The following is a 26,084-nucleotide window of genomic DNA, read 5'->3' as shown; positions in this document are numbered from 1 at the left end:
CTCCCCTGCAAGGGGAGGTGGCCGGGCGCAGCCCTGACGGAGGGGTGTCACGCTCTCGATAGGGGGACACCCCTCCACCAGCTGCGCTGGTCCCCCTCCCCTTACAGGGGAGGAATGGGGCAGCAGCCTGATACGCCGCTACTGCGCTGCCTCGTCCACCAGCGCGACCTCCCGCCACGCTTCACCCGACAGCGCCGTCGCCCCGGCGGCATCGAGCGCTACGGCGACCCGCACGTGCCGGTCCTGCGGGCTGAGGCCGATACTGGGATCGAAGCCGATCCAGCCCAGCCCCTCGGCATAGGCTTCCGCCCAGCAATGCGCGGTGGCGCTTGCCGCATCGTCCCATGAGGCGAAGCCCGAGACGAACCGGGCAGGCACGCCCAGGGACCGCGCCGCCACGCAGAAGATGTGCGCCAGATCACAGGCACCCAGCGCTCCCGCCGCGAACGCCGTCGCGGCGTCCGGTGCGGGGCTGCGCGCGTCGCTGGCGAAGCGCCGATGAAGCGCCGCGTTCACCGCATGGAGCGCCGCCAGGCTGCTGTCCGCGCCCTTTATCGCATCCTCGGCAAAGGCCGCGATCGCCGCATCGGCGGGCGTGGCCGACGTCGCGCGCAGGAACAGTGCGGGTGGCAGCGTCTCGGTCGTTCCGCGCACCATGCCATGCGCGTCGCTGGTCAGAACCTCACCGGTCGCGGTGATCGTCACCGTCTCCGGCGCGTCTTGGATGTACAGCATGGTGACGACATTGCCGAAGCCGTCCTGTCCGCGCCGCAGCCGCGCATCGCAATCCACGTCGATATGCCAGTTGGCCACCGTCTGGTCGTCGTAATTCTCCGGCGTCAGGCGTAGCATCTGGACCGATGTCGGCCGCCCCGCGCGAGCACGGTGGACGATCTGGTGCTCGATTGCGATGCGCATCAGGCGAACTTGAACTGACGGCCGATCGCGCCGTGCAGCAGGGCATTTTCCTGGATAAAGGCTTCGAGATATTGATGAAGCCCGCCCGCGATCACGTCCCCCGACCGCGTCTTGCTCATCCGGTTTGCGCGCAACCTCGCCATACGATCCGCCTCCCCATGCTGCCCCGTCCGCCGGGCCAACTGTCCCAGCACGTCCACCGTTTCCTCGACCGACGCCGCCAGGCTGCGCGGCAACTCGGCACGCGCGATCAGCAGGTCGATGACGTTCGCGGGCTTCAACCCGTCCGAATAGAGCCAGCGATAGGCGGTGACGGCGGAGACGGTCTGCAGGATCGTCGTCCACTGGTCGCGATCCACGACGCCGCCGATCCGCTCGCCCGCCGGCAGCAGGATATGGTATTTGACGTCGAGCAGCCTGGCGGTGTTGTCCGCGCGCTCGACCGCCTGGCCCAGCCGGATGAACCAGGTCGTCTGGTTGCGCAGCATCCGGTGGACGGCGCCCTCAAACCCGCGCGTCTCGTTCTTCACCGCCTCGACCAGCCCGAGCACGGCGGTAGGATCGTCGGCCGCGGGCTTGGCCTCGAAATGCAGCCATGCGCGGTTGATCGCACTCCACGCCTCGCGGGTCAGCGCGGTGCGCACCGCACGGGCGTTGGTCCGTGCCATGTCGACGCAGCGGACGATCGAGCCGGGATGGCAGCTCTCGACCGTCAGGAAGCGCGCCACCTCGCGACGGCGCATCTCGCGCCCGCCCTCGGCAAAAGCGCTGGCCGTGTCGGTGACGGCCAGCGCCGAGCCCCAGGCGGCCAGCCCTGCTGAGCGCGGCGACAGCACGTCAAGCCTAACCGTCGCTTCGACCAGCCGGGCGATGAAGTCCGCCCGCTCGAAATAACGCCCCAGCCAGTAGAGCGAGGATGCGGTGCGCGAGAGCATCAGTGCGCTCCCTGCGTCTGAATCTGCGACTGCTGTCCCTGGACCTGGACCCAGCTGTCGAGTTCGGCCGGTAACAGGACGAAGCTGTCCTTGGTGCCGCCGCCCTGGCTGGAATTGACGACCAGCGAGCCCTCGCGAAGCGCCACGCGGGTCAGCCCGCCCGGCGTAACCTCGACGCCGCCAGCGCCCGTCAGGACGAAGGGGCGGAAATCGACATGGCGCGGGGCCACGCCGCTTTCGACCAGCGTTGGCACCGTCGACAGCGCCAGCGTCGGCTGCGCGATGTAGCGGTGCGGCTCGGCAATCAGCGCCGCGCGAAATTCTTCGATCTGGCGCGCACTCGCGGTCGGGCCGACCAGCATGCCGTAACCGCCCGAGCCGTCCACCAGCTTGACCACCAACTCGCTCAGGTGGTCCAGGACATAGGATAGCGCCTCCGGTTCCCGGCACCGCCAGGTCTCGACATTCTTCAGCTTCGGCTCGGCGCCCGAATAATAGCGGACGATGTCGGGCATATAGCTGTAGATCGCCTTGTCGTCGGCGATGCCGTTGCCCGGCGCGTTGAGGATGGCGACATTGCCCGCCGCATAGGCCGCGATCAGGCCCGGCACGCCCAGCATCGAATCGGGGCGGAAGACCAAAGGATCGAGGAAATCGTCATCGACCCGGCGATAGATGACGTCCACCTTCACCCGGCCCGCGATCGTCCGCATCCAGACGATGTCGTCATCGACCACCAGATCGGCCGCCTCGACCAGCTCGACACCCATCGAATCGGCCAGGAAGCTGTGTTCGTAATAGGCGGAGTTGTAATGTCCCGGCGTCAGCACGACACAGGTCGGCTCGGCGACGCCGTGCGGCGCGACCGACTTCATCGTGGCGAGCAGCCGGTCGGGATAGCTGTCGACCGCCGCCACCCGGAACTGGCGGAACAGCTCCGGGCAGAGGCGCAGCATCGCCTCGCGATTCTCCAGCATATAGCTGACGCCCGAGGGCGTGCGGGCATTGTCCTCCAGCACGAAGAAATCGTCCGGGCCGGTGCGGACGAGATCGATGCCGCAGATATGCGCCCAAACGCCATGCGGCGGGCGCATCCCGGCGATTTCGGGGCGGAATTGCGGATTGCCGAAGATCAGGTCGGGCGGCAGGATCCCGTCGCGCAGGATTTTCCGCTCGCCATAAATGTCGTCGAGGAACGCGTTGATCGCCTCGACCCGCTGCACCAGCCCTTCGGACAGGCGCGCCCATTCATCGGGCAGGAACACGCGCGGTACGATATCGAAGGGAATGATCCGCTCGGCGGCATCATTCTCGCCGTAAACCGCAAAGGTGATGCCAAGTTGGCGGAAGGTCGCCTCGGCCGCCTGCTGGCGGCGGCGGAGTTCGCTATCGGGGGTAAGATCGAGCCAGCGTTGCAAGGCAGAGAGTTCGGGCCGCGACGAACCTGCGCCGGAAGCCCCCATGATTTCGTCGAACGCGGCGATAGTCCCCATCCGGTCGTTACGCTCCCCCTCGTGTTCCGGTTCCATGCTGCACCGCATGATGGGGGTGCGCAAGGGGGAAACACGATCCTCCCCGGCACGGGGAGGGGACCGCCGCGAAGCGGGGGTGGAGGGGGATCACCGCCAGGGGCTCGCTAGATGGACAGCCCCCTCCACCAGCCTGCGGCTGGTCCCCCTCCCCGTGCCGGGGAGGATTTACGCGCCCAGCTTCTCCAGCATCGACGGGGTCAGCACCTGCGGCAGGACCTGCGGCTCCTTCGCACCCGGCGCATAATAGAGATACAGCGGCACGCCCGCCCGGTTATGCCGCTCAATAAAGCGTCCCAAAACCGGATCGCCATCGGTCCAGTCGCCGACCAGCACCGCTACCTTGTTGCGCTGGAACGCGTCGCGCACCGAGGAACGCTCGATCGCGGCGGCTTCGTTGACCTTGCAGCTCAGGCACCAGTCGGCGGTGAAATAGGCGAAGACCGGGCGGTTCTGCTTGCGCAGATCGTCCAGCTTGGCCTCGGTAAAGGCGGTGTCGGCAGTCGCCTTGGCGACGGCGGCGGCGGGCTTGACCGTCACGACGATTCCGATCGCCAGCACCAGGGCGACGATGGCGGGCCAGCCCGCGCGCCCCTTGCCACTGTGTTGGCGCAGACCCGTCCACCAGAAGCCCAGCGATGCGATCAGCCCAGCGGCGAGGCCCAGCGTCATGCCGGTCACGCCAGCTTCCTGCCCCAAGATCCAGGCCAGCGCGAGCGCGGTCAGGAACATCGGCACCGACAGGATATGGCGCAGCCGGACCATCCACATGCCGGGCTTGGGCAGACGCCGCCGCAGCGCGGGCACAAAACCGATGGCGATGAAGGGCAGCGCGATGCCGATACCCAGCCCCGCGAACACCGCCAGCGCGGCGGCGGCGGGCAGGACCAGCGCCGCCCCCAGCGCCCCCGCCATGAATGGCCCCGAACAGGGCGTTGCGACGAACGCCGCCAGCGCGCCGGTCGCGAACGATCCCATCGCGCCCGAGCGTCCGGCAAAGGCGGGCGTCGGCAGCTCGAACAGCCCCGCAAGGTTGAACGCGATCCCTGCGACCAGCAGCAGCAATATGCCGATCACGCGCGGGTCCTGAAGCTGGAACGCCCAGCCCGCGCTCTGCCCGCCCGCGCGCAACGCCAGCAGGACGACGCCCAGCCCGACGCACACCAGCACCACGCCCGCCGTATAGGCCAGCGCCTCGGTCCGCGCATGGCGCTCGTCCCCGCCGCCCTTGGCGAGGCTCAACGCCTTCAGGCTCAGGATCGGGAAGACGCAGGGCATGATGTTGAGCAGCAATCCACCCAGCACCGCCCCCAGAAAGGCCAGCGCGATCGCGCCGAAGCCATGATCCGCGCTGCCGCTCGCCCCGGCGATGGCACCCGGCTTGGCGGCGAAGGACAGGCCCTGCCCCTCACCGATCGACAGCACGCCCGACACCGGACCCGGCGTCGGCACGGCGGCGGCGGGCATGGCGAGGATCAGTTGGTCGCCGCTGCGCGTCATGACCTGCGGCGCGGCATGGTCGATGATGCCGCTGCGCTCGGGATAGAAATAGACGTCCCTGACCGCGACCGATGCGGGCAGCGGCACCGCGATCCGCACCTGCTTGCCCTGCGTCTCGATCACGCCGTCGCCGCCCAGCGGCCGGGGCAGCGCAGCGCGCCAGCGGTCGAACTCGGCACGCGTCGCAGGTGCCACCGCCCCGTCACCGACCGTCAATTTGGTCGACAGCGTCTGGCTTTCGGGCACGCAGATCGTATCGGTGCAGACCAGATAGTCGAGCTTGACCGTGACGGGCAGCGGCGTCCCCTTGGCCAGCCCGGCCGGGATCGACAGATCGACGAGCAGCGTGAAGGGCCGCTCATAGACATAGTTCATCAGCCCGGCGATCTTCAGCCGCCCCGGCACCGGATAGCGCAACTCGCCCGCGCTCACGCCCTTGGGCAGCGCCCAATGCGCCTCGGTCGGCAGGCCTGCATCGCCGCCATTCTTCCAATAGCCGTGCCAACCCTTTTCCGGCGTCGCGACGATCGCGAGTGTCGTGTGGCCACCCGCCGCCGGGGCTTCGCTTTCGGCGACCAGGCGCATCGGCAGATGGATCGCGCCCGGCGTGGGTGCGCTTTCGGCCATGCCGGGGCTTGCCGCCACCAGCATGAACAGAGCCGTCATCAGGATGTAAAACCAACCGCGCATCGACCTTGCCCTAACCCGCTTTCGCGTTCCATAGCGTCCCTGTCCCCGCTTTGCATCAAGGTTGCCCATGAACTCCCTGACTGCCGCGCTCCTCGCCTCCGCCGCGCTGCTCGCCATGCCTGCTCTGGCCCAGACCGCCAGTCCCGTACCTGGCGCCGCGCCTGCGCCGGTCGCCACCCTGCCGGGCACGCCGCAAGCCCCCTTCCCCACGACGCCGCCCAAGCTGATCGTGGCGATCTCGGTCGACCAGTTCTCGGCCGACCTGTTCGCGCAATATCGCAACCACTTCACCGGCGGCATGGCGCGACTGCTGACCGGCGCGGTCTTTCCCTCGGGCTATCAGAGCCATGCCGCGACCGAGACCTGCCCCGGCCACTCGACCATCCTGACCGGCTATCGCCCCGCCCATACCGGGATCATCGCCAACAACTGGGTCGACCAGTCCGTCAACCGCCCCGACAAGATCGTCTATTGCTCGGAAGACGAAAGTGTCGCGGGCATGGACCACAATAACTACGTCGTGTCGGACAAGCATCTGAAGGTCCCGACGCTGGGCGAGCGGATGAAGACCGCCGACCCCCGCGTCCGTACCGTCTCCGTCGCAGGCAAGGACCGTGCCGCCGTGATGATGGGCGGACACAAGATGGACGAGATCTGGTGGTGGGACGGCAAGACCTATGTCTCCTATGCCGGACGCGCCGTGCCCCTGGTCGTGGAGCGCACCCGCAAGGCGGTGGCCGACCTGATCGCCCGCCCGCAGGAGCCGATGCCGCTGCCGGGTTTCTGCAAGCCGCTCGACCGGCCGATCACGGTAGGCGGCCAGACGCTGGGCACAGGCCGATTCCAGCGCGCGGCGGGCGACCTGAAGGCATTCCGCGTCTCGCCCGCCGCCGATGCCGCCGTGCTGGCGATGGCCGCAGGCTTCGTGCAGGACATGAAGCTGGGCCAGGGTCCGCAGACCGACATTCTGTCGGTGGGCCTGTCGGCGACCGACTATATCGGCCATGCGCTGGGCACCCAGGGCGCCGAGATGTGCATCCAGATGGCCGAACTGGACCGTTCGCTGGCGGGCTTCTTCGAGGTGCTCGACCAGACCGGCGTCGATTATGAGGTGATGCTGACCGCCGACCACGGCGCGCATGACATGACCGAGCGCCAACAGCTTCGCGCCATGCCGATGGAAAGCCATGTCGCGCCCGAGGCCAAGACCAAGACGATGGCCGCTGCGATCGCCCGCACGTTGGGCCTGCCCAACGACCCGCCGATCATGATGAGCGCGGAGGGCGACATCTATATCGACCGCGCTTTACCGGCCGCCACGCGCGCGAAAGTGCTGGCCGAAGCCAAGCGCCGCTACGAAGCACTGCCGCAGGTGGCCGCCGCGCTGACCCGCGACGAGATCGCGGCGACGCCCTGGCCGACCACCCCGCCCGAAACCTGGACGTTGAGGGAAAAGGCGCGGTCATCCTATGACCCCACGCGCTCGGGCGACCTGCTGATCCTGCTCAAGCCTCGCGTGACGACCATCGAGGAGCCCGGCCCCGGCTATGTCGAGACGCATGGCTCGCCATGGGACTATGACCGCCGCGTGCCGATCCTGTTCTGGCGCAAGGGCATGGCCGGGTTCGAACAGCCGCTTTCGGTGGAAACCGTCGATATTGCGCCGACGCTGGCGGCGACGATCGGTCTGCCGATGCCGGGGGTCGACGGGCGGTGCCTGGACCTCGATCCTGGTGCGGCGGATACGTGCAGGCGATGAAAATATTCTCCCCGGCACGGAGAGGTGGCAGCGCGCAGCGCTGACGGAGTGGGGCTTCCACACAGGACGTACCGTGCGGAGACCCCCCCTCCACCACCGCTTCGCAGCGGTCCCCCTCCCCGTGCCGGGGAGGATTTCAGGCCTGCTCGACCCTGTATTCGATCGGTTTGAAGCTGCCCCCGTTCGAGGCGGGCGCGGAGCACGCGGTCAGGCCGATCACCAGGTCCATATGCGCCACGAAGCGGATATGGTCCCCCGGCCCGCTGAGCGGTGGCAGCACCTCCAGCTTGCCGGTCGCGCCGTCGATGGGGACGTTCATGAAACAGTTGAACGCCACCGGAATCCGGTCGGGCACCACGCCATAGGGCTCCAGCGCCGCCGCCAGATTGCCGAAGCAGCCTCGGTGACGCGGCAGGTCGGGGTAGAAATGATCGAATGTGTCGACCGAACACGGCGTCAGCAGGAAGTCGTGCATCCCGACCGTGTCTTCAATGATCTCCAGCATTACCCGCGAACGGTTGGAATAGAGCTTGTGCCCTTTGGTCAACCGGATCGTCTCGGCATAATCGAGCGTGCGGCCCGACGAGATCACCTCGTCCAGATCATCCGCGTTGAAGGCCAGCAGATCCGCCACCTGTCGCCCGCGCGGATCGATCACGGTCAGGCTGTCGCCCTTGGCCATGCGGAACGCGTCGCCGCTGCGCGGCGGGATTTCGACCGTCGCGCCGCTCATGGCTTGGCCTCGCTTGCCCCGCCCGCATAATGGAATGGGCAGCGCCAGCCCTCCTCGACCACGCGGCCGCTATATTGGCGCGCCTCGCTCATCTCGCCGTGGCGCGCGAGCATCGGGTTGCGCGATCCGGCCAGCGCTTCGTCGCGCATCAGGATTTTTTCGCGCATCGTCTCATACTTCCCCTGCGCGCGCAGAATCTCGAACTGGTCGTGCAGGTTGAAGATCATCGCTGGGCGCGGAAAGCGGCGTGCAGGGCGGCTGGCCTGGGGGTGCAGGCCCACCACGAAAAATGCTTCGCCGCCAAAGGAGAGTGAGAAATGCGGGTCGCTCGGATCGGCACTGACCCGCGTGTCCCAATCCTGGCCCAGCCAGACATCCTTGTCGGACAGCGACTGGATGCGCGACCACACCGCCTGCTCGAACGCCGCCTCGTCCAGCGTGTCCGGCCCGGCGAACACCACGGCCAAGCTGCGGAACAGTTGCGGCTCGGCCCGGTAGCGCTCGGCGAAGCGGCGCAGGGAGTCATGGATGCGTAAATCATCCCAGGCGCTGGCGATGTCGCGCGCACCCAGAATTTCGAGCGTGCCGCGCGCCATCGCCGCCTTGGCGCCCACGCATGGGAAATCGGCCTCCGCGATATGGGCGCGGAGCATCGCGGCGGATTCCGGCTCACTCGGATCATGAGCGGGGAATAGACTGCTTTCAGTGTCTGACATCGGATGCCCCAACGCCGCTTGGACCTGGGACGTTCCGAAAGATTCCCTGTTGCCAAATGATTGCGGATCATTTCTCAGGTATATTGATAAGGATCAATCCGGAAGCTGGTGGCGCCGTGCTCAGCTCTTGCCGGACACCAGCCGTGACATGGGCTCGCCATGACCACTGCCGCTACGCACGGCTTCCGGGTAACCATGATAATAGCCCTGTTGCCAGATTGCACCGCTGACAAAGGCCAGGTCGGCCATGGCCTGGGTCTCGACCCCTTCGACGATTACCGTCCCGCCCAATTCGCGGATCAGACCGATGAGATGCGGCAGGCTTTGGCAGGGCTCGCCGTCGCGGGTCGCCCGCTGAAGGAACAGCCCGTCAATCTTCACGAGAGCGGGAACCAGGTCCATCAGTTGGCGAATCGATGTGAAGCCCGCTCCGAAATCGTCGAGCGCCAGCGTCGCCCCCACCGCGCGCAGCGCCCGCGCAAAGGCAATCGCGTCATGAATGTGCGTGATCGGCTCCGTTTCGGTAATCTCGACGACCAGCCGCGCCGCCAGATCGGGCCGCTCGGCCAGTTCCGACAATATGCCTCTCCACCATCCGTTGAGGTGCGCCGAGCTTGCCGAGATATTGACGCCCAGAACCGCATCGGGATGAGCGCGTAGCTCGTCCATTACATGCCGGACCATCGCCCAGTCGAAGGTCGTCGCGGTCCCCGTCCGCTCCAGCGCCGGAAAGATCGCTGCGGGGGACAGCCCCGCCCCCGGTTCGTCGAGGCGGACCAGCCCTTCATGATACAGGGTCCGCGACGGATCGCGGTAGTCGCACACCGCCTGCCAACATACCGTCATCCGACCCTCGTCCGCACAGCGAAGCGATTGCGCAGCCAATTGCATGTCGTTCCGGTACAGCGCGAACCAGCCCTCGCCAGGATCGCGCGCGCCCCGGTATCGCGGCGGCTCGTCATTCCGCCAGGTCATGACGGCATGGACGGCCGCGCCGGGCTCGCCGGTGATCGCCTCGATCGATATCGACTCCGCAGTCAGGCGATAGGACAGATCGGCAAGGCGGTCCTGGGACGGCGCTCGCCCATTCTGCATGCTACCCAATATGCGAAACCGCCCGGACTTCGCATCGAGTTCGATCGCCAGCCCTGCCTCGCGCAGACGCGCCGCGATCCGACTTACGACATGGTCCCCTATCCGCGGCCCCCAGCACGCCGCGATCAGTTCGAGATTGCTGATCTCGATCTCACAAGCCCCATCCGGCACCCTGACCATGTCCCCCCGCGAACAGCAACCACCAAGGCACCACGCCCCCTGATGAATGCATAGAACTATTGCGGAGAGTTAGCGGCGCCTTGCTGAGTTGCATAGGCACAACACTTACATTAACCACGAAATCGAGTGGACTAAGATATCTTGCATATCAGTATTGAGACCGAATTTACGATTTGTCATTAATCTAGATTGGTCCGCAGCCACCGTGTTGCCTGTACCGCATCGACGCCGCGTCGTACGGCATAGTCGGCCACTTGATCCTCGCCGATCCGCGCGACGCCGAAATACTCTGCCTGACCGTGCCCGAAGTAGAAACCGCTGACCGCCGCCGTCGGCAGCATTGCGAAGCTCTCGGTCAGTTCCAGCCCTACGGCCTGTTCGGCGCCCAGCAGATCGAACAGCGTCCGCTTGATGCTGTGTTCCGGGCAGGCCGGATAGCCCGGCGCGGGGCGGATGCCGCGATATTGCTCGCGGATCAGCGCCTCATTGGTCAGCTGCTCGCCCGCCGCATAGCCCCACAGGTCGGTGCGGACATGGGCATGAAGCCGTTCGGCAAAAGCCTCGGCCAGACGGTCGGCCAGCGCCTTCAGCAGGATGTCGTTGTAATCGTCATGCCCTGCCCGGAAGCGTTCGATATGCGCGTCGATGCCGTGGATGCCGACCGCAAAGCCGCCGATCCAATCACCCGCCGGGTCGATGAAGTCGGCCAGGCACATATTGGCACGGCCTTCGCGCTTGGCGATCTGCTGGCGCAGGAAGGGGATGCGGGTTTCCGCGCCATCGGCGGTCAGGATCACGTCATCGCCGTCGCGACGGCAGGGCCAGAGCGCGGCCACCCCGCGCGCGGTCAGCCACTTCTCGGCGATGATCGTGTCGAGCATGGCCTGCGCGTCGGCATAGAGCCCGCTGGCGCTCTCGCCGACCACTTCGTCGGTCAGGATCGCGGGGAAGTTGCCTGCCAACTCCCAGGCGCGGAAGAAGGGCGTCCAGTCAATATAGTCGCGCAGGTCGGACAGATCCCAGTCCTGATAGACATGCACGCCCGGCTGCTTCGGATCGCCCGCCTTCAGCGCCATGTCGGCAACGAAGCCGCGCGCGCGCGCTTCCTCCAGCGGCAGGAGCGCGTTGGAACCCTTGCCCTCGCGCGCCTTGCGGACCGCTTCGTAATCGGCCGCGACCTGCGCGACATAGGGGTCGCGCTGGGTATCGGAGACGAGGGTCGTCGCCACGCCGACTGCGCGGCTGGCATCGAGGACGTGCACGACCGGCCCCGAATAAGCGGGCGCGATGCGCAGCGCGGTATGGACCTTGGAAGTCGTCGCGCCACCGATCAGCAGCGGCATGGTCATGCCCGCGCGCTGCATCTCCTCGCCCACCGTCACCATTTCGTCCAGCGAGGGGGTGATGAGGCCCGACAGGCCGATCATGTCGGCGTCATTCTCATTCGCTGCCGCGATGATCTTGGACCAGGGCACCATGACGCCCAGATCGACCACCTCGAAGCCGTTGCACTGGAGCACCACGCCGACGATGTTCTTGCCGATATCGTGCACATCGCCCTTCACGGTCGCGAGCACGATCTTGCCTTTGCCCTTGGCGCCCGGCTCCTTCGCCGCCTCGATGAAGGGGAGGAGATGCGCGACCGCCTTCTTCATCACGCGGGCGGACTTCACCACTTGCGGCAGGAACATCTTGCCGGAGCCGAACAGGTCGCCGACGACGTTCATGCCGTCCATCAGCGGGCCTTCGATCACCTCGATCGGCCGCGCGAATTGCTGGCGGCATTCCTCGGTATCGTCGACCACATGCGCGTCGATGCCCTTGACCAGCGCATATTCCAGCCGCTTGGTGACGGGCAGGCTGCGCCACTCGGCCGCCTGCTTCTCGGCCACCGCATCGGTGCCGCGATAGCGCTCGGCCAGCGCCACCAACCGCTCGCCAGCCTCGGGATCGCGGTTTAGGACCACATCCTCGCACGCCTGGCGCAGTTCGGGGTCGATCGTGTCATACACGTCCAGCTGGCCCGCATTGACGATCGCCATGTCCATGCCCGCCGGAATGGCATGGTACAGAAACACCGAATGCATCGCGCGGCGCACCGGCTCGTTGCCGCGGAAGCTGAACGACAGGTTCGACAGGCCGCCAGAGATATGGACGTGCGGGCAGCGCGCCTTGATTTCGCGACATGCCTCGATGAAGTCGACGCCGTAATTGTTGTGCTCTTCGATGCCGGTGGCGACCGCGAAGACATTGGGGTCGAAGATGATGTCCTCGGGCGGGAAACCGATCGACATCAGCAGGTCATAGGCGCGCGCGCAAATCTCGACCTTGCGCTCCTTGGTGTCGGCCTGGCCGACCTCGTCGAACGCCATGACGACCACCGCCGCGCCGTACGCCATGCAGCGGCGGGCATAATGAAGGAACGTTTCCTCGCCTTCCTTCATGCTGATCGAATTGACGATGGGCTTGCCGCTGACGCACTTCAGCCCCGCCTCGATCACGCTCCATTTTGAGCTGTCGATCATGATCGGCACGCGCGCGATGTCGGGCTCGGCGGCGATCAGCTTGAGGAAGGTCGTCATGGCGTATTCGGCGTCGAGCAGCCCTTCATCCATGTTGACGTCGACCACCTGCGCGCCATTCTCGACCTGGCTGCGCGCCACCTCCACCGCGCGGGCATAGTCACCCGCCAGGATCATCTTCTTGAACGCCGCCGATCCGGTGACGTTGGTCCGCTCGCCGACATTGACGAAATTGGTGGAGGTGTTGGTGGTCATCGTCTTGTTCCTAGCCCCTCCCCTTCAGGGGAGGGGTTGGGGTGGGGCCTGTCCAGGCAGTCAAAGGTCCGGGATGGAGGCCACGCCCCACCCCCAACCCCTCCCCTGAAGGGGAGGGGCTTTGCGGGTCAGGCCGCCATCGTGAACGGCTCCAGCCCGGCAAGGCGGGTGACGACGGGCGGGGTCGGTATTGTGCGGGGCTTCATCCCCCGAACCTTATCGGCGATCGCCTTGATATGCGCGGGCGTCGAGCCGCAGCAGCCGCCCAGCACATTGACCTGTCCCTCGACCGCCCATTCGCCGACCAGACCGGCGGTGGTGACCGGCGCCTCGTCATAGGCGCCCAGTTCGTTGGGCAGCCCGGCATTGGGATAGATCATGATCAGCGTGTCGCAGATCTCGCTCAGCGTCTTCACATGCGGGCGCAGCTGTTCCGCGCCGAACGAGCAGTTCAGCCCGATGGTCAGCGGCCTGGCATGGCGCACCGCGTGCCAGAAGGCCTCAACCGTGTGGCCCGACAGGTTCCGGCCCGACAGGTCGGTCAGCGTCATCGACAGCATGATCGGGATCTCGCGGCCCAGCGCCTCGCCCGCCTCGATCGTGGCCATGATCCCGGCCTTGGCGTTCAGCGTATCGAACACCGTCTCGATCAAGATGAAATCCGCGCCCCCCTCGACGAGCGCATCGATCTGTTCGCGGTACACGTTCTTGAGGAAATCGAAATCGATCTCGCGATAGCCCGGATCGTTGACGTCGGGCGACAGCGACAAGGTCTTGTTGGTCGGCCCGATCGCGCCCGCGACGAAGCGGGGGCGGCCGTCCTTCGCCTGATATTCGTCGGCGAGGCGGCGGGCGAGCTTCGCACTCTCGATATTGATCTCGCGCACCAGATGCTCGGCACCGTAATCGGCCTGGCTGATCCGGTTGGCGGAAAAGGTGTTGGTCTCGGCGATGTCCGCGCCTGCCTCGAAATAGGCGCGGTGGATGGACTCGGGCACCTCGGGCTTGGTCAGCGCCAGAATGTCGTTATTGCCCTTCTGGTCATGGGACAGGCCCAGCGTCCCCGCATAGGCCGCCTCGTCCAGCTTCCAGTTCTGGATTTCGGTCCCGAACGCGCCATCGGTGATGAGGATGCGCTTGGCCGCTTCGGCGAGGAATGTGTCGCGGGTCGTCATCGTCTTGCTCCTGCTCTGGCGAGCGGTTGTTCTTTTGAGAGTGGGGAGCCTCAGGCTTCATCGCCTGCGGCCCTGCCCTCCCCCATCCCCTCCCGCTTGCGGGAGGGGCGCGCTTGGGTCGTAGGTCGGGCGCTATCGCCGAACCTCGCCCTTCAATTTCATCACTCCCCTCCCGCAGGCGGGAGGGGTCGGGGGAGGGAAAGCCGCGAGTGACACCCTATGTGATATCGCCCTACCCCCGAAGGATTAACATCACGCCGCCGCGACCGCCTCGGCCTTCTTCCCCCGCACGCCCAGCAAATGGCTGATCGCATAGGCCAGTTCGGCGCGGTTGAGGGTGTAAAAGTGGAAGCCCTTCACGCCGCCCGCATAGAGGCGACGGCACATCTCGGCGGCGATGGTCGCGGCGACCAGCTGGCGCGCGGCGGGATGGTCGTCCAGCCCCTCGAACAGCCGGTCCATCCAGTCGGGGATGCGTGCCCCGCACATCGCGGCGAACTTGCGGGTCTGCGCGACGTTCGACACCGGCAGGATGCCCGGCACGATCTCTGCCATGATCCCCGCCGCAGCGGCGGCATCGCGGAAGCGGAAATAGGCTTCGGGCGAGAAGAAGAACTGGGTGATCGCGCGGTTCGCGCCCGCATCGATCTTGCGCTTGAGGTTATCGATATCCGCCTGTTGATCCGCCGAGTCAGGATGACACTCGGGATAGGCCGCGACCGAAATCTCGAACGGGTGCAGCTTCTTCAGGCCAGCAACCAGATCGGCGGCATTCTCATAACCGCCCGGATGGCTGACGAAACGCGCGCCCTCGGCTGGGGGATCGCCGCGCAGCGCTACGATATGCCGCACGCCCGCCGCCCAATATTCCTGGGCGACCTGATCGATCTCCTCGCGGGTCGCCTCGACACAGGTCAGGTGCGCGGCGGCGTCCATCGTCGTTTCGCGCTGGATACGCGCGACCGTCGCATGGGTCCGCTCACGGGTCGAGCCGCCCGCACCGTACGTCACCGACACGAAGCGCGGGTCGAGCGGCTCCAGTGTGCGGATCGCATCCCAGAGCTGCGCGTCCATCTTCTCCGTCTTGGGCGGGAAGAATTCAAAGCTGACCGCAATATCGCCGCCGACATCGGCGAACAGCGGTTCCTCATGCGCCAGCGCGGCCTCGGCTCGCGTCAGGATCGTGTTCGTCATGCCGCCCTCACCCTATTCGCCTCGACGGGCCGAAGCCCCTTCTTCACACCCAGCCAGAGTTTGACGGTCAGTTCGCCGCCCTCCAGCGTCCTCGTCTCCGCCAGCGTCAGCCCGGCAGGGCCGAACCAGCTGGCCATTTGCTCATCGGCAAAGCCCAGGCGGCTATGCGCCGCCTTTTGCCGCAATTCCTCGCGATCATGCGGCGCGAAGTCCGCGATCAGCAAGCGCCCGCCCGGCCCCAGCACCCGCGCCGCCTCGGCGATCGCCGCGCCCGGCTGCTGCGCGAAGTGCAGGACATGGTGCAGGATCGCGATGTCGGCCGCGCCGTCGCCCATCGGCAGCGCATAAAGGTCTGCCTGTCGCAACTCGGTATTGGCGCGCCCGTGCAGCTTGGCGCGGGCGAGCCGCAGCATCTCCGACGAACGGTCGATGCCGAGCGCGCTTTCCGCCCGGTCGCCGAACAGCTCGAGCATCCGCCCGGTGCCGGTGCCGATATCGATCAGCGCGCCCAGATCGCCCTCGCCGATCAGGCCCGCCATTGCCTCCTCGATCTCGCTGTCGGCGACATGGAGCGAGCGGATGGCGTCCCACTCGCCCGCATGATCCTCGAACCAGGCCGCCGCGCTCGCCGCCCGGTCGGCGCGCACCGCCGCCAGCCGCGCGACATCAGCCACCACCCAGGGGTCGGGCGTCTCCGCCGTCCAGCGATCGAGCGCCGCCGTCATCGGCTCCACCGCCTCACGGTCGCCCAGCGCGACGAAGACCCAGCTGCCCTCCTTGCGCCGCTCGGCCAGTTCGGCATCGACCAGGATCTTCACATGGCGGCTGACGCGCGGCTGGCTCTGGCCCAGCACCTGCGCCAGTTCGCCCACAGACAGCTCCATTGAGCGGAGCAGCGCCAATATGCGCAGCCGCGTCGGATCGCCCAGAGCGCGGAAGATTTCGAGCGCATTCGCCATGGATCACGATATAAAGATATCTTTATATGCGGTCAACGGAGCGAACAGATTTCGGCCGACACGGACCCGAAACGGATAATCTGCGTTGGCACGCCGATCATATGTTTGAAACGGGAGTGTTTGCCATGAAGAAGGCCCTGATCCTCGCCCTGACCGGCGCCGCCGCAATCTCGCTGGCCGCGTGCAGCCAAAACAGCCGCGAACAGTCGGAGCAGGCGGCCGACGCGATCGGCTCGGACGTGAAGGCGACGACGCAGAACGCCTCGGATGATGTCGAGGCTGCGACCGCCAAGGCGCTGAACTCGGCCGAGAATGCCATGGACAAGGCAGGCGACAAGCTCGACCGCGCCGGTGACCGCGCCGCCGCCAACGCCGATCGCGCGGGCGACAATATCGATCGCGGGCTGGACCGCGCGGGCGACAAGATCGAAAACGGCACGGCCAAGGCTCGCGAGGCGACCGGCAACGCGCTGGTCCGCGCAGGCGAGGATGTTCGCCGCTAAGGGCTTTATCCTTTCAGATGATGGAAGCGGGTCGGCGATGGGTTCGTCGGCCCGTTTTTTTATCGGGTTCCCTTAGCCCAGTGCGTTCAGTCGAACCGAACCTTCCCCCGCCCCGCCTTGACCTGGGCGCGCCCCTTCTTGGCATCCACGCGCCGGGTCTGCGACGCCCGCGTCGGTTTCGTCGGCCGCCGTTTCTTCGGCACGACCGTCGCCTCGCGGATCAGGTCGATCAGCCGCTCGCGCACCTCACGCCGGTTCATCTCCTGCGACCGGCTGGCATCGGCGCGCAGGGTCAGCACGCCGTCCTTGCTCAGTCGCTGCCCGGCCAGCACCGCCAGACGCAGCTTCACCGCCTCGGGCAGGCTCGATGAGCCTTCCACGTCGAAGCGCAGCAGCACCGCGCTATCGGTCGTGTTGACATGCTGCCCACCCGGCCCGGAGGCGCGGGTGAAGCTCTCGGCGATCTCGCGCTCGTCGATCACGATGGCGCGGGTGACGGGGATCAGCGCCATCGCCGGGCCGTCCTAGTCGCGGAACGCGCCGAAGCGTTCGGGGATCGGAGCCTCCGCCGTGATCGGGTCCTTCTCGCCACGCGGCACGGTCAGACTGGCGGCGTGGAGCAGCATCCCCCCGGGCTCGCCCGCGCCGTACACCAGATCGCCGACGACGGGAGCGCCCAGGCCGGTGGCGGCATGGACACGGATCTGGTGGGTACGCCCGGTTTCGGGCCGGAACTCGACCAGCGTACGCCCACCATCATGGCGCAGCGCGCGCCAGCCGGTACGCGCCGCCTTGCCCGCCGGATCGGCGACCATCCGCCAGCCTTCCTCCATCGTCGATACCTTGGCCAGCGCCAGCTCGATCATGCCCTCACCCTCGACGATGCCGTTCAGCACCGCAAGGTAACGCTTCTCGACCAGCCCCGCCTCGAACGCCTGCTGGAAGCGGGCATGGGCCTTGGGATTGCGCGACAGCAGCAAACAGCCGCTGGTGTCGCGGTCCAGCCGGTGGACCGCATGGGGCCAGCGCTTGAAGCCGAATTTCAGCGATTCCAGATGATTTTCAAGGCTGATCGACCCGTTGCGGGGCCGATCCACGGGCAAGCCCGCCGGTTTGTCGATCACCAGCGCTTCGCCGTCGATGAATAGAACGCGATCTCCGTGCATCGCGCTCCCTTGCCACCGTGCGCGCCGACATGCCAGAGCCCCGCGCGTCATGCCGACCGCTCCTGCCGCTTTCCTGCGCTTTCTGGCGCTGCTGATCTTCGCCGCGCTGCCCGTCGCGGCTCAGGCGCAGTCCTGCGACGGCGCGCTGCTGCCGCCCGGCCCGGATGGTCGCGTCGCGGGCCACTTCCCCTATGGCGATGCGCCGCCCGGGGACATAGTGCCCGCCCCCGCCGGGTTCGGGCTGAAACCCTATTGCCGGGTGCACCGGGCGATGCTCGGCGATCTGCAACGGCTGCTTGATGCGGCGAAGGCCGATCCGTCGGTCGGCGGCGCGTTGCGTGGCCTGTCCTGCCACCGCGAGGTCGCCCGCCAGCGCAACGTCTTCTGCCGCGACCGCAGCGTGTCGGCCGCCGAACGCGCTATCTCGGTCGCGCCTGCGGGGCATAGTGAACATGCGACCGGCTATGCGATCGACTTCGCAGTGCGCCCGGCCAAGGGCTGCCCGGATGCGGAGGCCTGCATGGCGGCCTCTCCGGCTGCGCGCTGGTTGATCGCGAACGCACGGCGCTTCGGCTTCGAGATGAGCTTTCCGGCGGGCAACAAGCAGCGGGTGAAGTGGGAGCCCTGGCACTGGCGCTGGGTCGGAACCAGCCCCAGCGAACCCGGCGCGGCACAGGCGCGGGCGATCTTTGCCAAGGCGCGGGCGCAGTTTCCCGCCGATCCCGGAATCCGCGATCCGTTGAGGGTGGTGGTGACGAGCCAGCCGCCGGTGCCAGTCGTTCCGGTGGCGGCTCCGCCTGCGCCGATGAAGAAGCGGGGCGGGCGGCGATAGGGTTTCGCTTGGCCGGCGCGGACGGCAAAAAAACGAGGGCACCCATCGGCGCCCCCGTCTCTCAAATCACCCGAACAGCTTCGCGGCCGTCTCGGCGATGCGCTTGCCCTGGTAGCGGGCGCCGTCCAGATCGACCTGGCTCGGCTGGCGACTGCCATCGCCATCGGCCAGCGTCGACGCGCCGTAAGGCGTGCCGCCATGGACTTCCTTGACGCCCATCTGGCCCTGGAAGCCGTAATCCAGCCCGACGATGGTCATGCCGTGGTGGATCAGGTTGGTCAGGACCGAGAACAGCGTGGTCTCCTGCCCGCCATGCTGGCTGGCGGTCGAGGTGAAGGCACCGCCGACCTTACCGACCAGACCGCCCTTCATCCACACGCCGCCGGTGGTGTCCCAGAAGGCCGCCATCTGGCTCGCCATCCGGCCATAGCGGGTCGGCGTGCCGACGATGATCGCGTCATAATTGGTCAGCGCGTCGGGACCCTCGATTTCAGGATGCGCGGTATCGGTCTTGAAGTGCGCGGCCGCGACAACCTCTGCGGGTGCGGTTTCGGCGACGCGGCGGATGTCCACCTTGGCACCGGCCGAACGCGCGCCCTCGGCGATGGCGTCGGCCATCTGCTCGATATGGCCATAGGACGAATAATAAAGGACCAGAACTTTGGCCATGTCAGATACTCCCTTCCAGAAAAATGAACTTACTCGGAATCCACCAGAACGATCTCGGCATCCTCGATCGCCGTGATCGTCACGGTCCGACCACCCGGTTCCCTGGCGGACAGCGCCGCCCCATCGCGTGCCGCGAACGGCACACCGTCGATTTCGATCCGTCCGGTGGCGGGGACGAGATAGGCGTGACGCCCCTCGCCAACCGCATGGGTCAGGCGTTCCCCGGCACGCAGCGTCGCACCCAGCACCCGCGCATCGGCACGGATGCGAAGCGTGTCGCCATCCTCGTCGAATCCGCTGGCCAGCGTCACGAACTTGCCCGAACGCTCGCCCTTGGGAAACGGCTTGGCCCCCCAGCTCGGCTGGCCGCCCCGGCTGCGCGGCTCGATCCAGATCTGGAACAGCGTCGTCGCCTCGGATTCCAGATTATATTCGGCGTGGCGCACGCCGGATCCCGCGCTCATCACCTGCACGTCGCCCGCCGCCGTCCGACCGACATTGCCCATCGAGTCCTGGTGCGTGATCGCGCCGGTGCGCACATAGGTGATGATCTCCATGTCGGCATGGGGATGCGGCGGAAAGCCCGAATTCGGCGCGATGACGTCGTCATTCCACACCCGGATCGCGCCCCAGCCCATGCGGGCGGGATCGTAATAGTTGGCGAACGAGAAATGGTGCCGCGCGTCGAGCCAGCCATGATTGGCATGGCCCAGACTGTCGAAGCTGCGCCGATCAATACCTTTGGCGATCTCGTTTCCGAGAACTTGCGTGGTCATGAGGGTAACTCCCTTGGTTATCCCCAAGATAGGCGCGATAATGATCGCGTAAACGGAAACGCTGGAAACCGATCGTTTCCACGTTCATTGTAGCGCAGAGCCAGCCGCCCCGGCGTGGCCATTTGGGGGGGTGTCGATGCGTCTGCCGGATCTGGAAGCCTGGGCGATCTTTGCCGCCGTGGTCGAGCACCGCTCATTCAGCGCCGCAGCCGACGCCATCGGCCTGTCCAAGGCCACCGTGTCCAAGGCGATCACCCGGCTGGAAGCACAGCTCAAACAGTCGCTGTTCCACCGCACCTCGCGCCGTCTGGCCCTGACCGAGGCGGGCAAGCCGCTGGCCGAACATGCCGCGCGCATCCTGGCCGAGGCCCGCGCCGCCGAGGAGGCCGCGCGCGACGCCGCCAGCGCGCCTGCGGGCCGCATCCGGCTGGCCGCGCCGATGTCGTTCGGGGTGACGAATATTGCCCCCGTCATCGCCGAGTTTCTGGCGCAGCATCCGGGGATCGAGATCGAACTCAGCCTGTCCGACGCAAGGGTCGATATCGTTGCGGAGGGCTATGACATCGCGCTGCGCATCGCCGATTTGCCCGACAGCTCGCTGCGTGCGCGGCGGCTGTGCGGCATTTCGACCCATGTCATCGCCTCCCCCGCCTATCTGGCCAAGCATGGCCTGCCCCGCCATCCCAACGAACTGGGCGAGCACCGGCTGCTAAGCTATTCCAACGTCACCGGCCCCTGGCGCTTCCGCCACCCCAATGGTGCAGAGGTGTCGGTCCGGCCTCAGGGACCCCTGACCGCCAATAGCGGCGATGCGCTGGTGCCGGCGGTGACGGCCGGGCTGGGCATCGCACGTCTGCCCGGCTTCATTATCGGGCCGCACCTCGCCTCGGGCCAGGTGGTCGCGATCCTGGAGGATTGGACTCCGCCGCCGATCGGGCTGCATCTGCTCACCCCGCCCAGCCCGCTGCGTCCCGCGCGAGTCGAGGCATTGATTACGTGGCTGGCCGACCGGGTGCGCGATCCGTGCATGACGGCGCAGGCGATGGAGGCCGCATGATGAACCGGCTGCGTCCCGACGAAAGCGATGCGCGTTTTATCCGCCGCGTCATCCTGACGCTGCTGATCCTCGGCGTGACGGCGGCGCTGTTCCGTGCGGGCGACCTGCTGATCCTGGCCTTCGGATCGATCCTGGGCGCGATCGTCATCCATGCCATTGCCGATCTCTATTCCGATCACCTGCCGATCGGGCCGAAGCGTTCGCTGACCCTTTCGATCGCGACCGTACTGGCGGTGCTCGGGTTCCTGGCATGGCTGTTCGGCGTCGCCTTTCGTCAACAGTTGAACACGCTGGTGACGCAGTTGCCCGATCTGATCGACCAGCTGGCGCGCTGGGCCTCGCAATCGCCTGTCGGAGCCAAGGTGGTCGATGCGGTGCGCGCCGCCTATGCGGGCAGCCGGGTGGCGCAGGACATTGGCGGCATCGTATCGGGGGCGGGCGAATTCGTGCTCAACTGCCTGTTGCTGCTGGTGGGAGCGCTGTTCTTCGCTGCCGATCCGAAAATCTATGAGCGTGGTTTCCTGTTGCTCATCCCCCGATCGATGCGCCCGGCCATGGAAGACGCGCTGTTCGACACCGGTTCCACCCTGCGGCTCTGGCTCCGCGCGCAGCTGATCCAGATGACGACGATGGGCGTACTGGTCGGCGTCGGGCTGGCGATCGCGGGCGTGCCCTCGGCCGCTGCGCTGGGGCTGCTGACGGGGCTCAGCGAGTTCGTACCCTATGTCGGGCCGATCGCCGCCATGCTTCCCGCCTTGGGTCTGGCAGCGCAGGGTGGGAACGGCGCGATCATCGGGACGCTCGTCACCTTCGCGGTCGTCCGCCTGGTCCAGACCAATGCGATCACCCCGTTCGTCACCAGTCGGGTCGTCGCGATCCCGCCCGCCGTCACCCTGTTCGCGATCATCGGAATCGGTACGATCTTCGGACTCTTCGGCCTGTTCTTCTCGGCCGCGCTGCTGATCGTGGCGTTCACCCTCATCCGCAGCCTGTATCTACGCGAGGTTCTGGGGGAAAACATTCCGGCGGTGAACCATCAGAGCCTGCTCGGCCCTGGCGCGCGCATAAAACAAGAAAATGAGAATCCGGGTTAGGATCGAATTAACCTTTTACGTTCACATCCACGTTGGTTAATGATCGAAAGGTCAGGTCGCCGGGGCAAGGGGGCGATCATTCGCAAATGGGGAATGTCGATGCGCGTATTGCTGATCGAGGATGAACCGACGACTGCCAAGGCGATCGAGCTGATGCTCGGCAGCGAAGGTTTCAACGTCTATACGACCGACCTGGGCGAGGAAGGCCTCGATCTCGGCAAGCTGTATGATTACGACATCATCCTGCTCGACCTGAACCTGCCCGACATGCATGGCTACGACGTGCTGAAGCGTCTGCGCGTCGCCCGGGTCTCGACTCCGGTGCTCATTCTGTCGGGCATCAACGAGATGGATTCCAAGGTGCGCAGCTTCGGCTTCGGCGCCGATGATTACGTCACCAAGCCGTTCCACCGCGAGGAACTGATCGCGCGCATCCATGCGGTCGTCCGCCGGTCCAAGGGCCATTCGCAGTCGATCATCCGCACCGGCAAGCTCGCGGTCAATCTGGACGCCAAGACGGTCGAGGTCGACAATGCCCGCGTCCACCTGACGGGCAAGGAATATGCGATGCTGGAGCTGTTGTCGCTCCGCAAGGGCACGACGCTGACCAAGGAAATGTTCCTCAACCATCTTTATGGCGGGATGGACGAGCCGGAACTGAAGATCATCGACGTCTTCATCTGCAAGCTGCGCAAGAAGCTGAGCCTGGCTTGTGAGGGCGAGAATTATATCGAGACGGTATGGGGCCGCGGCTATGTGCTGCGTGAGCCCGACGAGGTGGAGCAGGCCGAGGTCGCCTGATCCTATTTTGGTTTTTGCGTAGGAAAGGCCGGTTCGCGGGGCGCGGATCGGCCTTTTTCTTATGGATTCCCGTGGCCTTCCCCCATCAGGCCACCGCCCGCCGCCGCATTGCCAGACCGAGCAACGCCAATCCCCCCGCCAGCAACGCCACACTGGCAGGCTCCGGCACCGGCGCCGGGCTCCCGCCGCTGCTTCCAGTCCCGCCCGAACTGCTCGGCGGATTGAGCGTCCCCGGCGTATAGGTGCCGACATAGGTTCCGAGGTGGAACTCGCCGTTCTGGATCAGGCTGCCGAACACGGCCGAGCCCTCGATATAATTGCCAGTGGTCGCTGCCGCCTTGGGCGCGAGTACCGATCCCTTCCAGGCGGTGGTCAATTCCAGGTTGGTCGCATCGGGGAAGTTCCAGATGACGTGCTCGCCCAGCCCGCTCGCATTGTTCAGGAAGTTATCATCCAGCCGAACCGTGCTGCCGCTGACATTGACGATCACCGTGTCCGCGCCGTTGGTGTTGAATGCGATCTCACCGAAGCGCGACAGGTCGGCGGCGGTCAGGTTGAACACGCCGACGCCATTGGGGCCTGCGACTGCGTTGAACGTCGCGCGATTGTTGCTGATCGAGACCTGCGCCGTGGCCGACAGAGCGGCATAGCTGTTCGACAGGTCGGTCATGCTGCTCGCCAGCAACGTCTTTTGCTGATTCAGCCCGGCAACGAAATTGGGATCACTTAGACCCAGACCCGACAGCACGATATTCTGATTGATGTTGGTGTTGGACAACAGCCCGCCCACCTTCACCGTTTGAACCCCGCCATTCAGGTTGAAGCCGCTCGCGACATTGCCGCCGATCAGCGCACCCGAGCCGTTGTTGAGGTTCTTCGTACCACCAAGTACGTTGCCGACCACGGTCAGCCCAGGCACCGCATAGGTCGAGGCTGGCACCGAGCGAATTTGATAATTGGACGAATTGCCGCTCAGGTTCCCGCCGACAAAGGTCCGCCCCTCCACCTCCGAGCTGGAGGTCAGGTCCCCCAGCACGATCAGGTTCCATTCCTTCAGCGCATCGATCCCGACGACGGGCGAGGCCGCGGCCAGCGACGGGATGGCGGCCGCAATCAGGCCGATGGTGAGGATACGGTGCTTCATGACTGGCCTGATAGACAAGAAAGCCCTGACAAATTATTAGCTGTCGATCGCGACCTGTCCCGCTTTGGGTCGTTCCGTCAGCGCCGCTCCCACACCTTCTGGCCGCCGATCCAGGTTTCCTCGACCTGGGTGCCCCGCAACTCGCTGGGGTTGATGTCGAGGGGGTTGCGGTCGACGATGATGAAGTCCGCCTGTTGCCCTTGGCCCAACCGTCCGAACAGGTCCTCGGCGAACCCCGCATAGGCGCCATCCATGGTGAAGGCGCGCCATGCCGCCTCGCGCCCGATGATCTCCTGCGGCTGCCACCCGCCATAGGGCTGGCCGTCCGGCCCCTGGCGGCTGATCGCCGCCGCCCAGCCCGCAAAGGGATCGGGCCGCTCGACTGGATAGTCCGATCCGAACACCAATGCCGCGCCGTTCTTCAGCATCGAATTCCAGGCATAGGCCCCCGACAGCCGCGCCGCGCCCAGCCGGGTCTCGGCCATCTGGCGATCGCTGGTTTCGTGCACGGGCTGCATCGAGGCGATGATGCCGTGCTTGCCGAAACGCGGCAGATCGGCCGGATCGACGATCTGCGCATGTTCGATCCGCCAGCGCCGGTCGCCCTTATAGGTTTCGGCGAGCTCGTCGATCGCGTCGAGCACCTGGGCATTGGCCTTGTCACCGATCGCGTGCACCGCGATCTGGTACTTGTCCATGGCCGCGCGGCTCATCAGGTTGCGGATCACATCGTCCGACATGAAGCCGAGGCCGGTCTGGCCCGGTGCATCGGCATAGGGCTGTTTCAGCCAGGCGCCGCGCGACCCGAGCGCGCCGTCGCCGTACAGTTTCACGCCGACCAGCCGCAGCCTGTTATTGTACAGCCAGGGCGTCGGCCCGGTTCCGCCGATCCGCACCGTATCGTCGACGCCGCCGCCATAGCTCATGATCCGCACGCGAAGATTGCCCGCATCGCCCATCCGGCGATAGGTCATCCATTCGTCCAGCGTGGTACCCATGTCGGCCGTCGCAGTGATGCCGTGACTCAGCAACTCGTTCTGCGCCTTCAGAAAAGCGGCATTGCGGTCCTTGGCCAGCGGCTGGGGCACCGCCTTCTGGATCAGCTGCATGGCGGCATCAACGAACACGCCCGAAGGCTGGCCACCGACCTTTTCGATCCGGCCTCCGGGCGGAGAAACGGTCTTGGCCGTGATCCCCGCCGCCTTCATCGCCGCACTGTTCGCCCAGAGCGCATGGCCGTCGGCGCGCTCCATGACGACCGGTCGGTCGGAGACGGCGGTGTCCATGTCGGCGGCGGTCGGAAAGCGGCCCAGCGCCCAGCTTTCCTGGTTCCACCCGCCGCCCAGGATCCATTTCCGCTCCGGGTTGGCCGCGACATAGGCGGCGATCCGGCTACGCGCCTCGTCCAGCGACCTGGTGGTCGCCAGGTCGAGTTCGATCTGGCGGAAACCCAACGCCATGACATGTCCATGCGAATCGACGAAACCGGGCAGCATGACCCGCCCCTTCATGTCGGCGCGCCAGTCGAGCTTTTCGGGACGCTTGTCCTTGGCACCGAGCAGCTTCACGACCTTGCCATCCGGGGTCAGCAACAGCCCCGTGAAGCGGACCACCTTGCCATTCTTGTCCAGCGTCAGCCCCGTCACATTGTCGACCAGGGCATCAGCGAAGGCGGCGGCGGGGGTCAGCGCGATCGCCAGCGCGGCGAGAGCGGCACGAAGAACGCGGGGGGAGGAAACCTGCTTTACCATGGCCGTTCCCTATCGGGAGAATGGAGGGGTGGGAAGCGGGGTAACGATCCTCCCCGGTACGGGGAGGTGGCAGGGCGCAGCCCTGCCGGAGGGGGGCTTCCACAAAGGTCGTCCTTAGAGGCACGCCCCCT

At 66.3% G+C, this 26,084-nt stretch carries 23 protein-coding genes; 6 read left to right on the top strand and 17 right to left on the bottom strand.

What is annotated here, in order from left to right:
- Positions 1-138 precede the first annotated feature (138 nt).
- The 4 genes from GGR45_RS04055 to GGR45_RS04040 all read right to left on the bottom strand — a co-directional run bounded on the left by GGR45_RS04055 (position 139) and on the right by GGR45_RS04040 (position 5,572).
- Entirely contained in the window at positions 139-918 is a 780-nt protein-coding gene (locus GGR45_RS04055; protein ID WP_175312868.1) for a transglutaminase family protein, read from the bottom strand.
- Positions 918-1,853 (bottom strand): alpha-E domain-containing protein, encoded by a 936-nt coding sequence (locus GGR45_RS04050; protein WP_175312867.1) that lies wholly within the window; start codon positions 1,851-1,853, stop codon positions 918-920. The genes GGR45_RS04055 and GGR45_RS04050 overlap by 1 nt, the downstream gene beginning before the upstream one ends.
- Complete coding sequence (locus GGR45_RS04045) at positions 1,853-3,346, bottom strand: circularly permuted type 2 ATP-grasp protein (protein ID WP_175313093.1); 1,494 nt, start codon at positions 3,344-3,346, stop codon at positions 1,853-1,855. Before GGR45_RS04045 ends, GGR45_RS04050 begins: the two co-directional genes overlap by 1 nt.
- A gap of 204 nt (positions 3,347-3,550) precedes the next feature.
- Positions 3,551-5,572, bottom strand: coding sequence for a protein-disulfide reductase DsbD family protein (locus GGR45_RS04040; protein WP_175312866.1), 2,022 nt, complete (start codon positions 5,570-5,572; stop codon positions 3,551-3,553).
- Positions 5,573-5,639: 67 nt separating this feature from the next.
- On the opposite strand from GGR45_RS04040, the gene GGR45_RS04035 reads away from it, so the two are divergent.
- Positions 5,640-7,331 (top strand): alkaline phosphatase family protein, encoded by a 1,692-nt coding sequence (locus tag GGR45_RS04035; RefSeq protein WP_175312865.1) that lies wholly within the window; start codon positions 5,640-5,642, stop codon positions 7,329-7,331.
- A 136-nt stretch (positions 7,332-7,467) separates the two neighbouring features.
- On the opposite strand, the gene GGR45_RS04030 is transcribed toward GGR45_RS04035, so the two are convergent.
- The 7 genes from GGR45_RS04030 to GGR45_RS04000 all read right to left on the bottom strand — a co-directional run bounded on the left by GGR45_RS04030 (position 7,468) and on the right by GGR45_RS04000 (position 16,160).
- Positions 7,468-8,064: a DUF1989 domain-containing protein gene (locus tag GGR45_RS04030; protein WP_175312864.1), complete on the bottom strand. Its 597-nt coding sequence runs from the start codon at positions 8,062-8,064 to the stop codon at positions 7,468-7,470.
- Positions 8,061-8,780 carry a guanitoxin biosynthesis heme-dependent pre-guanitoxin N-hydroxylase GntA gene (gene gntA, locus GGR45_RS04025; protein ID WP_175312863.1) on the bottom strand — a complete coding sequence of 240 codons (720 nt, stop codon included), beginning with the start codon at positions 8,778-8,780 and terminating at the stop codon, positions 8,061-8,063. The genes GGR45_RS04030 and gntA overlap by 4 nt, the downstream gene beginning before the upstream one ends.
- Before the next feature lie 120 nt (positions 8,781-8,900).
- Entirely contained in the window at positions 8,901-10,055 is a 1,155-nt protein-coding gene (locus GGR45_RS04020) for an EAL domain-containing protein (RefSeq protein WP_175312862.1), read from the bottom strand.
- Between the two features lie 179 nt (positions 10,056-10,234).
- Entirely contained in the window at positions 10,235-12,832 is a 2,598-nt protein-coding gene (metH, locus tag GGR45_RS04015) for a methionine synthase (protein WP_175312861.1), read from the bottom strand.
- Between the two features lie 128 nt (positions 12,833-12,960).
- Entirely contained in the window at positions 12,961-14,007 is a 1,047-nt protein-coding gene (locus tag GGR45_RS04010) for a homocysteine S-methyltransferase family protein (RefSeq protein ID WP_175312860.1), read from the bottom strand.
- 252 nt (positions 14,008-14,259) lie between these two features.
- Positions 14,260-15,201, bottom strand: a complete 942-nt coding sequence (gene metF, locus GGR45_RS04005; RefSeq protein WP_175312859.1) for a methylenetetrahydrofolate reductase — start codon at positions 15,199-15,201, stop codon at positions 14,260-14,262.
- Positions 15,198-16,160: an ArsR/SmtB family transcription factor gene (locus tag GGR45_RS04000; RefSeq protein WP_175312858.1), complete on the bottom strand. Its 963-nt coding sequence runs from the start codon at positions 16,158-16,160 to the stop codon at positions 15,198-15,200. The genes metF and GGR45_RS04000 overlap by 4 nt, the downstream gene beginning before the upstream one ends.
- A 125-nt stretch (positions 16,161-16,285) precedes the next feature.
- Between GGR45_RS04000 and GGR45_RS03995 the strand changes: the two genes are divergently transcribed.
- Positions 16,286-16,663, top strand: a complete 378-nt coding sequence (locus tag GGR45_RS03995; RefSeq protein WP_217498082.1) for a hypothetical protein — start codon at positions 16,286-16,288, stop codon at positions 16,661-16,663.
- Positions 16,664-16,749: 86 nt separating this feature from the next.
- Here GGR45_RS03995 and arfB read toward each other — a convergent pair whose 3' ends face one another.
- Together arfB and GGR45_RS03985 are read right to left on the bottom strand one after the other, a co-directional pair.
- The gene (gene arfB / locus GGR45_RS03990; RefSeq protein ID WP_175312856.1) at positions 16,750-17,175 is read right to left on the bottom strand and encodes an alternative ribosome rescue aminoacyl-tRNA hydrolase ArfB; all 426 of its coding nucleotides are present in this window, start codon (positions 17,173-17,175) and stop codon (positions 16,750-16,752) included.
- Positions 17,176-17,187: 12 nt separating this feature from the next.
- Positions 17,188-17,829 (bottom strand): RluA family pseudouridine synthase, encoded by a 642-nt coding sequence (locus tag GGR45_RS03985; protein WP_175312855.1) that lies wholly within the window; start codon positions 17,827-17,829, stop codon positions 17,188-17,190.
- A 49-nt stretch (positions 17,830-17,878) separates the two neighbouring features.
- Here GGR45_RS03985 and GGR45_RS03980 point away from each other — a divergent pair, with 49 nt between their 5' ends.
- Complete coding sequence (locus GGR45_RS03980; protein WP_175312854.1) at positions 17,879-18,661, top strand: M15 family metallopeptidase; 783 nt, start codon at positions 17,879-17,881, stop codon at positions 18,659-18,661.
- Positions 18,662-18,727: 66 nt separating this feature from the next.
- On the opposite strand, the gene wrbA is transcribed toward GGR45_RS03980, so the two are convergent.
- Positions 18,728-19,330, bottom strand: a complete 603-nt coding sequence (wrbA, locus tag GGR45_RS03975; protein WP_175312853.1) for an NAD(P)H:quinone oxidoreductase — start codon at positions 19,328-19,330, stop codon at positions 18,728-18,730.
- Between the two features lie 29 nt (positions 19,331-19,359).
- A complete protein-coding gene (locus GGR45_RS03970) occupies positions 19,360-20,106 on the bottom strand; it encodes a pirin family protein (RefSeq protein WP_175312852.1) in 747 nt (248 codons plus the stop codon).
- 136 nt (positions 20,107-20,242) lie between these two features.
- Here GGR45_RS03970 and GGR45_RS03965 point away from each other — a divergent pair, with 136 nt between their 5' ends.
- The 3 genes from GGR45_RS03965 (at position 20,243) to ctrA (ending at position 23,058) form a co-directional block, all read left to right on the top strand.
- Positions 20,243-21,163 carry a LysR family transcriptional regulator gene (locus GGR45_RS03965; RefSeq protein ID WP_175312851.1) on the top strand — a complete coding sequence of 307 codons (921 nt, stop codon included), beginning with the start codon at positions 20,243-20,245 and terminating at the stop codon, positions 21,161-21,163.
- A complete protein-coding gene (locus GGR45_RS03960) occupies positions 21,160-22,257 on the top strand; it encodes an AI-2E family transporter (protein WP_336621455.1) in 1,098 nt (365 codons plus the stop codon). The genes GGR45_RS03965 and GGR45_RS03960 overlap by 4 nt, the downstream gene beginning before the upstream one ends.
- 99 nt (positions 22,258-22,356) lie before the next feature.
- A complete protein-coding gene (gene ctrA, locus GGR45_RS03955) occupies positions 22,357-23,058 on the top strand; it encodes a response regulator transcription factor CtrA (RefSeq protein ID WP_058717908.1) in 702 nt (233 codons plus the stop codon).
- A gap of 85 nt (positions 23,059-23,143) precedes the next feature.
- Here the strand turns inward: ctrA and GGR45_RS03950 are convergent, their stop codons facing one another.
- Positions 23,144-24,202, bottom strand: a complete 1,059-nt coding sequence (locus tag GGR45_RS03950) for a choice-of-anchor A family protein (protein WP_175312850.1) — start codon at positions 24,200-24,202, stop codon at positions 23,144-23,146.
- A 77-nt stretch (positions 24,203-24,279) separates the two neighbouring features.
- Positions 24,280-25,953: an amidohydrolase gene (locus GGR45_RS03945; protein WP_175312849.1), complete on the bottom strand. Its 1,674-nt coding sequence runs from the start codon at positions 25,951-25,953 to the stop codon at positions 24,280-24,282.
- Between the last annotated feature and the right edge of the window lie 131 nt (positions 25,954-26,084).

Source organism: Sphingomonas zeae, assembly GCF_014197135.1.
Lineage (GTDB): Bacteria > Pseudomonadota > Alphaproteobacteria > Sphingomonadales > Sphingomonadaceae > Sphingomonas > Sphingomonas zeae.
Note: the sequence above shows the minus strand (reverse complement) of the source record. Positions and strands in the feature narration are given on the sequence as shown.

Excerpts from the sequence above, each read along its gene's own strand:
- GGR45_RS03985 (WP_175312855.1), bottom strand. The coding sequence starts at position 17,829 with ATGCACGGAGATCGCGTTCTATTCATCGACGGCGAAGCGCTGGTGATC.
- GGR45_RS03970 (WP_175312852.1), bottom strand. The coding sequence starts at position 20,106 with ATGACCACGCAAGTTCTCGGAAACGAGATCGCCAAAGGTATTGATCGG.
- GGR45_RS03945 (WP_175312849.1), bottom strand. The coding sequence starts at position 25,953 with ATGGTAAAGCAGGTTTCCTCCCCCCGCGTTCTTCGTGCCGCTCTCGCC.
- gntA (WP_175312863.1), bottom strand. The coding sequence starts at position 8,780 with ATGTCAGACACTGAAAGCAGTCTATTCCCCGCTCATGATCCGAGTGAG.
- GGR45_RS03960 (WP_336621455.1), top strand. The coding sequence starts at position 21,160 with ATGATGAACCGGCTGCGTCCCGACGAAAGCGATGCGCGTTTTATCCGC.
- GGR45_RS04030 (WP_175312864.1), bottom strand. The coding sequence starts at position 8,064 with ATGAGCGGCGCGACGGTCGAAATCCCGCCGCGCAGCGGCGACGCGTTC.
- GGR45_RS04020 (WP_175312862.1), bottom strand. The coding sequence starts at position 10,055 with ATGGTCAGGGTGCCGGATGGGGCTTGTGAGATCGAGATCAGCAATCTC.
- GGR45_RS04055 (WP_175312868.1), bottom strand. The coding sequence starts at position 918 with ATGCGCATCGCAATCGAGCACCAGATCGTCCACCGTGCTCGCGCGGGG.
- ctrA (WP_058717908.1), top strand. The coding sequence starts at position 22,357 with ATGCGCGTATTGCTGATCGAGGATGAACCGACGACTGCCAAGGCGATC.
- GGR45_RS03995 (WP_217498082.1), top strand. The coding sequence starts at position 16,286 with ATGAAGAAGGCCCTGATCCTCGCCCTGACCGGCGCCGCCGCAATCTCG.
- GGR45_RS04045 (WP_175313093.1), bottom strand. The coding sequence starts at position 3,346 with ATGGGGACTATCGCCGCGTTCGACGAAATCATGGGGGCTTCCGGCGCA.
- arfB (WP_175312856.1), bottom strand. The coding sequence starts at position 17,175 with ATGGCGCTGATCCCCGTCACCCGCGCCATCGTGATCGACGAGCGCGAG.
- GGR45_RS03965 (WP_175312851.1), top strand. The coding sequence starts at position 20,243 with ATGCGTCTGCCGGATCTGGAAGCCTGGGCGATCTTTGCCGCCGTGGTC.
- GGR45_RS04000 (WP_175312858.1), bottom strand. The coding sequence starts at position 16,160 with ATGGCGAATGCGCTCGAAATCTTCCGCGCTCTGGGCGATCCGACGCGG.
- GGR45_RS04010 (WP_175312860.1), bottom strand. The coding sequence starts at position 14,007 with ATGACGACCCGCGACACATTCCTCGCCGAAGCGGCCAAGCGCATCCTC.
- GGR45_RS04035 (WP_175312865.1), top strand. The coding sequence starts at position 5,640 with ATGAACTCCCTGACTGCCGCGCTCCTCGCCTCCGCCGCGCTGCTCGCC.
- GGR45_RS04050 (WP_175312867.1), bottom strand. The coding sequence starts at position 1,853 with ATGCTCTCGCGCACCGCATCCTCGCTCTACTGGCTGGGGCGTTATTTC.
- GGR45_RS03980 (WP_175312854.1), top strand. The coding sequence starts at position 17,879 with ATGCCGACCGCTCCTGCCGCTTTCCTGCGCTTTCTGGCGCTGCTGATC.
- metH (WP_175312861.1), bottom strand. The coding sequence starts at position 12,832 with ATGACCACCAACACCTCCACCAATTTCGTCAATGTCGGCGAGCGGACC.
- metF (WP_175312859.1), bottom strand. The coding sequence starts at position 15,201 with ATGACGAACACGATCCTGACGCGAGCCGAGGCCGCGCTGGCGCATGAG.
- wrbA (WP_175312853.1), bottom strand. The coding sequence starts at position 19,330 with ATGGCCAAAGTTCTGGTCCTTTATTATTCGTCCTATGGCCATATCGAG.
- GGR45_RS04040 (WP_175312866.1), bottom strand. The coding sequence starts at position 5,572 with ATGCGCGGTTGGTTTTACATCCTGATGACGGCTCTGTTCATGCTGGTG.
- GGR45_RS03950 (WP_175312850.1), bottom strand. The coding sequence starts at position 24,202 with ATGAAGCACCGTATCCTCACCATCGGCCTGATTGCGGCCGCCATCCCG.